Below are 9,395 nucleotides of genomic sequence, written 5' to 3' on the forward strand. Positions count from 1 at the left end.
TACAATTATATCTATACCAGGTTTATCTTCTTTTGTTTTTATTTCTATATTTTCTGTAGAGTGACGCATAACTCCTAAATGGCTAAATTTATGAAAACTGTAGATGGAAATACAGCTGCTGCTCACGTTGCTTATGCGTTTACTGATGTTGCTGCTATATATCCAATAACTCCTTCTTCAACTATGGCAGAATTAGTTGATGAATGGGCTTCACAAGGAAGGGAAAATATATTTGGACAACAAGTTAATGTTGTTGAAATGCAATCAGAAGCAGGTGCTGCTGGGGCATTCCACGGTTCATTACAAGCAGGTGCATTAACTTCAACATTTACTGCATCTCAAGGGTTATTATTAATGATACCTAATATGTACAAAGTAGCAGGTGAATTATTACCAGGTGTATTCCACGTTACAGCTCGTGCAATAGCATCTCAAGCTTTATCAATATTTGGTGATCATCAAGACGTTATGGCATGTAGACAAACAGGAGCATGTTTATTATGTTCAGGTTCTGTTCAAGAAGTTGCTGATATAGCTCCAGTAGCTCATATGTCTGCTATAGAAGGTTCTTTACCATTCTTACATTTCTTTGATGGATTCAGAACTTCACATGAAATACAAAAAGTTGAATTAATGGATAACGAAGAATATGCACAATTACTAGATATGGATGCTGTTCAAGCATTTAGAGATAAAGCATTATCTCCAAATCACCCTGTTACTCGTGGTACTGCTCAAAATCCTGATATTTACTTCCAAACAAGAGAAGTTTCAAATAAATACTACGAAAATATTGTAGATATAGTAGAAAAAAATATGGCTAAAGTTAGTGAATTAACAGGAAGAAAACATAGTTTATTCGATTACTATGGTGCAGAAGATGCTAAACATGTAGTTGTTGCTATGGGTTCTGTTACAGAAGCTTTAGAAGAAACAATAGATTACTTAAATGCTAAGGGAGAAAAATTAGGGGTTGTTAAAGTTCACCTTTACAGACCATTCTCTAAAAAACATTTCTTAGCTGCAATGCCAGAAACTGTAGAAAGAATAGCAGTTTTAGATAGAACAAAAGAACCAGGTTCATTAGGAGAACCATTATACTTAGATATATGCAACATCTACAAAGGTGTTGAAAATGCTCCACTTATAGTTGGTGGTAGATACGGATTAGGTTCTAAAGATACTACACCTACTGACTTAAATGCAGTATTTGAAAACTTAAACTTAGAACAACCAGCTGACGGATTCACTATAGGTATAGTTGATGACGTTACTAACACGTCACTTCCAGCTGCAGAACCAATAAAAATATCTGCAAAAGGAACTGTAAGATGTAAATTCTGGGGATTAGGATCTGACGGTACTGTTGGAGCTAACAAACAAGCTATAAAAATAATAGGTGACCATACTGACAAATATGCTCAAGCATACTTCGATTATGACTCTAAAAAATCTGGTGGTATAACTATGTCTCACTTAAGATTTGGTGATACTCCAATCAAATCAACTTACTTATTAGATGAAGCTGATTACATAGCTTGTCACAACCAATCATATGTTTACAAATATGATTTATTAAAAGGACTTAGAAAAGGCGGAACTTTCGTATTAAATACTATATGGGACGCTGAAGGATTAGATGAACATTTACCAGCTGAAATGAAACAATATATCGCTAAAAATGATATACAATTCTACACATTAAACGCTGTTAAAATAGGACAAGAAATAGGTTTAGGAAACAGAATAAACATGATATGTCAAGCTGCTTTCTTCAAACTAGCTGATATAATACCAGTAGAAGATGCTGTTAAATACTTAAAAGAATCTATAGTTAAAGCTTACGGTAAAAAAGGTGAAGCTATAGTAAACATGAACTATAAAGCTGTTGATGCAGGTATAGATTCATTAGTAAAAGTTGATGTTCCAGCTTCTTGGGCTGATGCTGTTGAAGGCGAAAAACCAGAAGTAGATGAACCAGCATTCATAAAAGATATATTAAGACCTATGGTTGCTCAAAAAGGTAATGACCTTCCAGTATCTTCATTCTTAGGATACGAAGATGGTACATTCCCATGTGGTACAGCAGCATATGAAAAACGTGGTATAGCAGTTAATGTTCCAGAATGGAAACCAGAAAACTGTATACAATGTAATAGATGTTCATTTGTTTGTCCACATGCATGTATAAGACCAGTTCTTGTAACTGAAGAAGAATTAGCTCAAGCTCCAGAATCATTTGTAGCTGTTGATGCTAAAGGTAAAGAATTAAAAGGATTAAAATACAGAATGCAAGTTAGTACAATGGACTGTACAGGATGTGGAAACTGTGCTGACGTTTGTCCAGCTAAACAAAAAGCATTAGTTATGGAACCATTAGAAACTCAAGAACAAGAAGTTGATAACTGGGCTTACGCTGTTGATACTAAGAAAGTTGCTCCAAAAGTTGACTTAATGAACCCTAACAGTGTTAAAGGAAGTCAATTTAAACAACCACTTATCGAGTTCAGTGGTGCATGTGCTGGATGTGGTGAAACTCCATACATCAAATTAGTAACTCAATTATTCGGAGATAGAATGATGATAGCTAATGCAACTGGTTGTTCATCAATTTGGGGTGGTTCTGCACCTTCAACTCCATATACTTGCAACCATGAAGGTAAAGGTCCATCTTGGGCAAACTCTTTATTCGAAGACAATGCTGAATATGGTTTAGGTATGAGACTTGCAGTTAAACAAATGAGAAATAAATTAGAAGATGATATGAAAGCTTTAATGAACGTTTGTGGTTCTGAAGAATGTTCTCAAGTATTAGGTGCTTGGGTAGATGCTAAAGAAGATAGTGCTGCTTCAGTACAAGCTTCTAAAGCAGTTGTTGAATTATTAAACAACGCTCAACCAGAAAACGAAGAAGCAAAAGCTTTAATAGAAAGTATAAAATCTAGAGAAGACTACCTAGTTAAGAGATCTCAATGGATCCTTGGTGGAGACGGTTGGGCTTATGACATTGGTTACGGTGGTGTTGACCATGTATTAGCTTCTGGTGAAGATGTAAACATATTAGTATTTGATACAGAAGTTTACTCAAATACTGGTGGACAATCTTCAAAAGCTACTCCACTTGCTGCAATGGCTAAATTCGCTGCTGCTGGTAAGAGATCTAGAAAGAAAGATTTAGGTATGATGGCAATGTCTTATGGTAACGTATATGTTGCTCAAGTTGCTATAGGTGCTGATTATAACCAATTCGTTAAAGCTATAGTTGAAGCTGAAGCTTATGATGGACCATCTCTAATCATATGCTACGCTCCATGTATAAACCACGGATTAAAATGTGGTATGGGTAAAACTATACAAAACGAAGCAGATGCAGTTAAATGCGGATACTGGCATTTATACAGACATAATCCTGAACTTAAAGAACAAGGTAAGAATCCATTCACATTAGATTCTAAAGAACCAACTGAAAGCTTCAGAGATTTCATACTTGGACAAGTAAGATATGCTTCTATAGCTAAACAATTCCCAGAACAAGCTGAAGAATTATTTGCTATGGCTGAACAATCTTCTAAAGATAGATTAGAAAGCTATAAGAGATTAGCTGATCAATAAGAATCATATTGTGTCTAATATAAAATAGAATTTATAAATTAGTTACTTATTATAACTAATTTAACATATAAAAAATGGCGAACCATTTGGTTCGCCATTTTGATATATAATTATAAGATTGATATATAATTATAAAAAATTTATTAAAATATATTATTTCAGTTCAATTGATTGAACTACAAATATCTCTTCTATTTGTTTTTCATTTAAATAAGTTTTAAATCCCCCTCCAAATATAGTGGCAGCTCCTATAGCGACATCATTTGAGTCAAATAAAGCAAGCTCGAATTTACGGCCTTCAAAAATATGTAGTACTTTATTATCACCTAAATCCATCGTTCTGTCTGAATCTCCATATATCTCATCAAATTGAGTTTCTTTTCTAAATAAATCATATTGGTCTAGACTTTTTTGTATGTCTATATCCTTATAATTTTCATTGGGAAATTTAGCTATAGCATCTTCTAATATATTTAATCCCCTAACATCAGTAAAGCCCATCATACGGCTATTCATTAATCCATTTTCCATTTTGTAGTCCCCCTGTAGTATATTTACTATGTATATACAATTATATAATATAGATATTTAAATCTAAAGATATTTTTCCTTTTTAAGGTAAATTTTGATGTTTATGATAAATAATATATATAAAATCTAAAAAATCTATTATAATTTTTGTAAGAGATATAATTTTAAGATTCTGGAGGTGCCTATGAATAAATATTATGAAGAAATAATCAATACTATAGGAAATACTTATAACCATTTTATAGATGTCTCTATAAATAAAGATTTATCAATATTTAATATAGAATTAGGCGAATTTGCCCAGATTAAATTAGAATTAATAAATATACAACAAAATAAAGACAAAGTCCTAGAAGAGATAAATAAGCAGAGTGAAATAATATTATTAGATGTTAAAAAGGTAGATAAAGGCTATGAGATACCTCTATATATAAATAATAAAGAATTAAGATATAAGGTTGTTTTATATTGCGAGGATATAATTTGTAGGATAAGATTTTGGGATTATAGCAAGATAAATATATCAGAAGACGAGAATAAAGATAACTATAGAGTTTTGTTAGCAGTTAAAGAAGCAAAAAACATATTGATGAAATACAAAATATTTGGGGATAATGGACTCAATTATATAGAAAGAGAGCTAATTAAATATGCTTTGCTGATACTTATCTTAAATTTATTACAATTAGAAAAACAATATAATCAAGAATTTTCACTAGATAAAGAAGATCTATTAAAAACAAACGATATAAATATAGAAAAAATTGAGTTAGAACAGGCATTAAAAGCACTTGAATTTTATAGAGATAAAGTTAAAGGGATAGATGAAATTAAAGAAGAAATAGTGATATACTTAAATAATTTAAAAGCATTGGGGAAAAATGATAATAATTATAATTTAAAACAATATAAAGAAAATAGATATAATTATCCTAATCATTGTTATTATTACCAACCTATTTATAGGATTTATTCAGATTTTTCAATAGCAATTAAAAATGCATGTAAAGATTTTGAAGATAAACATCAATTTCCAAATACTAAATTTGCTACAAATATCAATAACTATATCCAAAATAAAATAATTCCTATATTAAAACTAAATGAGTTTGAAGGAGAGTATCCTTATTTTATATATAAAGACTATAAGAAAATATACATTATATCTTTTGAAATAAAAGAGAATAAAGTTGTAATTAAATACGACGATAAGGATAAATCAAACCTGAAAATAAAATCACTATTAGAAAATATCGATTATAGAGAAATGAAGCCAGAAGACTTTTGTGTATATCTAACTTCAGAATGCTTAGATAAAGAGTCTGTAGGAGATTGCATAAATCAATTTATAGATGATTTGAGATTACATAAACAAGTAGAATTTGACCAATATGACGATAATATAATTGATAAACCATATAAGAAGAAAATAAGCATTTTAGAAAAGATAATTTCAAAATTTAAAAAGGAAAAAAATAAATAGCTTATGGATATACATTAATTTTAAATTTATATCTATAAGCTATTTTTTAAAATTAAATATTCTAATGGAACTCCTAAGCTAAACAATTTACAATATAAATTTGTATAGTATTTACACTTCTTAAAATAAATCTTGGCATAGTCGGTATTATTATACACCTTCCAAGTGCCACAATACTTAAAATCCTTTCCTTTATTATCAATAAAACCTTTTACATCCCAAATAGGGTAGCCTAAAAAAACTCCTATTTCGTGGGGTGTTTTTTGTAAAGATTCAAATCTATATTTAAGATAATTTAAATCACTGTCTAAATCGTTTAATTTATATCCATATGATTTTAAGAAATTATGTGCAGCTATAGAGGATAAATTTTTAGTTAACTTTATAGGTCTATACACATATATTAATGAAGAATTATCTCTTTTTAGTAGATTGATGAAGAAAACCCCTTTGCCGTTATATTTGATATTATATTGTGCTAATATTTTATCTAGTGGGTATGAATTATCACACTTAACCTTAAATAAACTACCACATTTAAAGCCAACTAATGTAGGTGAACAAAATTTGATTAATTTCTCTTGAAACATATAGCATACCTCCTATATATAGTATCAAAAGTAAAGTAAAATTTTATTCTAGAATTACAAATTTAATATAGCAAAATCGGGATAATTAAAATAAGAATTATTATCAATTGTTGTTGACAAATTTACCCAAAAGGTCTAATATATAACTATAAAAAATAAAAAATGATAATTGATATCGTTAAATAATGATTTTGATAATTATTATTAACTATCAATTATCCGTCACTTTAAAATAGTAAAATAAAAAGAGAGGGTGTGCATGTTATGTCATTAACTATGGTGAATATTGGCGAACAAAAAATAATTAAAGAAATACGTGCTAAAGAAAGCGTAAAAAGACACTTACAAAACTTAGGATTTATAGCTGGAGAAAAAATAGAAGTAATCTCTGAAAACAATAGTGGAATAATATTAATGATAAAAGGGTCTAAAATAGCTTTAAACAAAGGCATGGCAAACAAAATTATAGTTCAATAGTTGCACAATTTAATTGGGAGGAAATGTTTATGAGTAAGACGTTAAAAGATTTAAAGCCAGGGCAAAAAGGTGTTGTTCTTAACCTTGGTAAAAAAGGACCAGTAAGAAAAAGATTAATGGATATGGGAATAACTCCTGGTGTAGATGTAGAAGTTGTAAAAGTAGCGCCTTTAGGAGATCCAATAGAAGTAAACTTAAGAGGATATGAATTAAGTTTACGAAAAGATGAGGCAGAACATATAAATTTAAAATAGTTCTAAATCATATAAAATAAATATAGTATATAGCACTTATATAATTTAATATGACATTAAAAATCATGACGTAATTGGGGTAAAATGTAATAATATTTAGAGGAGAGACGAAATGAGTATAAGAATTGCGCTTGCAGGTAATCCAAACTGCGGTAAAACAACATTATTCAACGATATAACCGGCTCAAAACAACATGTTGGTAACTGGCCAGGTGTTACAGTTGAACAAAAAACAGGTAAATATAAAAAAAATAAGGAAATAGAGATAGTAGACTTACCAGGTATATATTCTTTATCTCCATATTCAGCAGAAGAAATAGTAGCAAGAGACTACATAGTTGATGAAAACCCAGATGTTTTAATAGACATAGTAGATGGTACTAATATAGAAAGAAATTTATATTTAACTTTACAAGTATTAGAAACTAAAATACCTACTGTAATCGCTTTAAATATGATGGACGAAGTTGAAGCATCAGGAACAAAAATAGACGTTAAAAAACTTTCAAAAATATTAGGTGTACCAGTAATCCCAATAGTTGCAAGAAATGGAAAAGGTGTAAATGAATTAATGGAAGCTGCACAAAAGATAGCTTCATCAAAAACACAAAGTAACGACTTAGAAGTATTTTCACCACAAGTTAACAACTATATAACAGAGATAGTGGGATTACTTGATGATAACGATAATCAAAATCACAAATCTAGCTCATATGAAATGTGGCAAGCAATAAAAATACTTGAAGAAGATGAAATAGTAATTGAAAAATTACCAGGAAATAAAAGAGCAAAAATAACTTCAATAGTAGAAAAAGCAAATAGTGACTTCAATGGAGACACAGAAGCTGAAATAGCAGACCAAAGATATAAATTCATATCAGAAGTAGTAAATAAAACAGTTAGCAAACCGCTTAAAGCAAACGGTCAAAGAAAAGAAACAACATCAGATAAAATAGATAAAGTACTTACAAACAGAATTATAGCTATACCAGCCTTTTTAGTAATTATGTATGCATTATTCTCAATCACTTTTGGTGAAGGACCTTTAGGTATAGGTGTATGGTTACAAACTATAGTTACTGATTTTTGGGATGGACCATTTACAGAAACTATAATGGGTGCAATAGAAAGCATGGGTGCTGCTGATTGGGCAACAGGACTTGTTGGCGATGGTATCCTTGCTGGGGTAGGAGGAGTTGTATCATTCTTACCACAAATATTAGTATTATTCTTATTAATGTCATTCTTAGAAGACAGTGGTTACATGGCGAGAGTTGCTTTCGTTATGGATAGATTATTTAGAAAATTTGGTTTATCAGGAAAATCTTTCATACCACTTTTAATGGGATATGGTTGTTCAGTACCAGCAGTTATGGCATCTAGAACACTTGAAAGTGAAAAAGATAGAAGATTAACTATAATGATAACACCTTTCATGTCTTGTGGAGCTAAATTACCAATATACTTAATGTTTGCTGCAACTTTATTTACACAATATAATCAAACATTAATAATTTACTCTATATATATGATAGGTATAGTAGTAGCAGTAATAGGAGCTTTAATATTAAGTAACACTTTATTCAAAGGTGAAACTTCAAACTTTATAATGGAGCTTCCTCAATATAGAATACCAACTTTAAGAAGTGTATTAATACATGCATGGGAAAAAGTTAAAGGATTCGCAATAAAAGCAGGAACAATAATCTTAGGATCAACTATCCTTATATGGTTCTTATCTAGTTTCAACTTCAGTGGAATGTGTGAAATGGATGAATCTATATTAGCTAGTATAGGTAGAGGAATACAATGGATATTTACACCACTTGGATTTGGTGAATGGAGAGCATCAGTTGCAGTTGTAACTGGATGGATAGCTAAAGAAAATATAGTTTCTACATTCGGTGTATTATTCGGTGCAGCAGATGCAGTATCAGAAGCAGCAGCTGAAGGTACAGCAGCACTTCCAGGATTATCAGCAGTATTCACTCAAGCAGCAGCATTCTCATATATGGCATTTAACTTACTTTGCATGCCTTGTTTCGCAGCAGTAGGTGCTATAAAGAAAGAAATGGGTTCTTGGAAATGGACTGGAATAACAATAGCATTCCAAATGATAACTGCTTATATAGTAGCATTCATCGTATACCATGTTTGTATGTTTATCTTTTAGATAAATTTCACTTAAATAAGTGTATAATGTATAAATAGGAGATGAATTAAAATGATCAATTGGATAATTGCAATAGTAGCGATATTAATAGTGGTTGCGACAATTGGCAATTTTATCAAAAAGTCAAAATCTGGCAAAAGTAGTTGTGGCTGTGGTTGTAGCAACTGTTCTTCAGCTGACAAGTGCCATGCAGATATATTAGCAGATTTTGTTTTATCTAGATTTGCAAAAGAAGATGAAAAATCACTTAATGAAAGTTTTGAAAATGCTGTAGC

Annotated in this window: 8 protein-coding genes; 6 read left to right on the plus strand and 2 right to left on the minus strand. The window is 30.5% G+C overall.

What is annotated here, in order from left to right; genetic code table 11:
- The first annotated feature begins 78 nt into the window (after positions 1-78).
- Positions 79-3,612 carry a pyruvate:ferredoxin (flavodoxin) oxidoreductase gene (gene nifJ / locus I4U58_RS10540; RefSeq protein ID WP_195931307.1) on the plus strand — a complete coding sequence of 1,178 codons (3,534 nt, stop codon included), beginning with the start codon at positions 79-81 and terminating at the stop codon, positions 3,610-3,612.
- A 153-nt stretch (positions 3,613-3,765) separates the two neighbouring features.
- Here the strand turns inward: nifJ and I4U58_RS10545 are convergent, their stop codons facing one another.
- Positions 3,766-4,143, minus strand: coding sequence for a hypothetical protein (locus tag I4U58_RS10545; protein ID WP_195931308.1), 378 nt, complete (start codon positions 4,141-4,143; stop codon positions 3,766-3,768).
- 184 nt (positions 4,144-4,327) lie between these two features.
- On the opposite strand from I4U58_RS10545, the gene I4U58_RS10550 reads away from it, so the two are divergent.
- Positions 4,328-5,626: a hypothetical protein gene (locus tag I4U58_RS10550; protein WP_195931309.1), complete on the plus strand. Its 1,299-nt coding sequence runs from the start codon at positions 4,328-4,330 to the stop codon at positions 5,624-5,626.
- A 32-nt stretch (positions 5,627-5,658) separates the two neighbouring features.
- Here I4U58_RS10550 and I4U58_RS10555 read toward each other — a convergent pair whose 3' ends face one another.
- Positions 5,659-6,216 (minus strand): DUF3793 family protein, encoded by a 558-nt coding sequence (locus I4U58_RS10555; protein ID WP_195931310.1) that lies wholly within the window; start codon positions 6,214-6,216, stop codon positions 5,659-5,661.
- 264 nt (positions 6,217-6,480) lie between these two features.
- Between I4U58_RS10555 and I4U58_RS10560 the strand changes: the two genes are divergently transcribed.
- The 4 genes from I4U58_RS10560 to I4U58_RS14160 all read left to right on the plus strand — a co-directional run.
- Positions 6,481-6,693 (plus strand): FeoA family protein, encoded by a 213-nt coding sequence (locus tag I4U58_RS10560; protein ID WP_195931311.1) that lies wholly within the window; start codon positions 6,481-6,483, stop codon positions 6,691-6,693.
- Positions 6,694-6,722: 29 nt separating this feature from the next.
- The gene (locus I4U58_RS10565) at positions 6,723-6,947 is read left to right on the plus strand and encodes a FeoA family protein (RefSeq protein ID WP_022072102.1); all 225 of its coding nucleotides are present in this window, start codon (positions 6,723-6,725) and stop codon (positions 6,945-6,947) included.
- A 112-nt stretch (positions 6,948-7,059) separates the two neighbouring features.
- Positions 7,060-9,120 (plus strand): ferrous iron transport protein B, encoded by a 2,061-nt coding sequence (gene feoB, locus I4U58_RS10570; RefSeq protein ID WP_195931312.1) that lies wholly within the window; start codon positions 7,060-7,062, stop codon positions 9,118-9,120.
- Positions 9,121-9,171: 51 nt separating this feature from the next.
- Positions 9,172-9,395, plus strand: a 224-nt coding sequence (locus I4U58_RS14160; RefSeq protein ID WP_243269609.1) for a FeoB-associated Cys-rich membrane protein, incomplete at its 3' end; no start/stop codon positions are given.

The organism is Clostridium sp. 1001270J_160509_D11, assembly GCF_015667935.1.
Taxonomy (GTDB): Bacteria; Bacillota; Clostridia; order Peptostreptococcales; family Peptostreptococcaceae; genus Intestinibacter.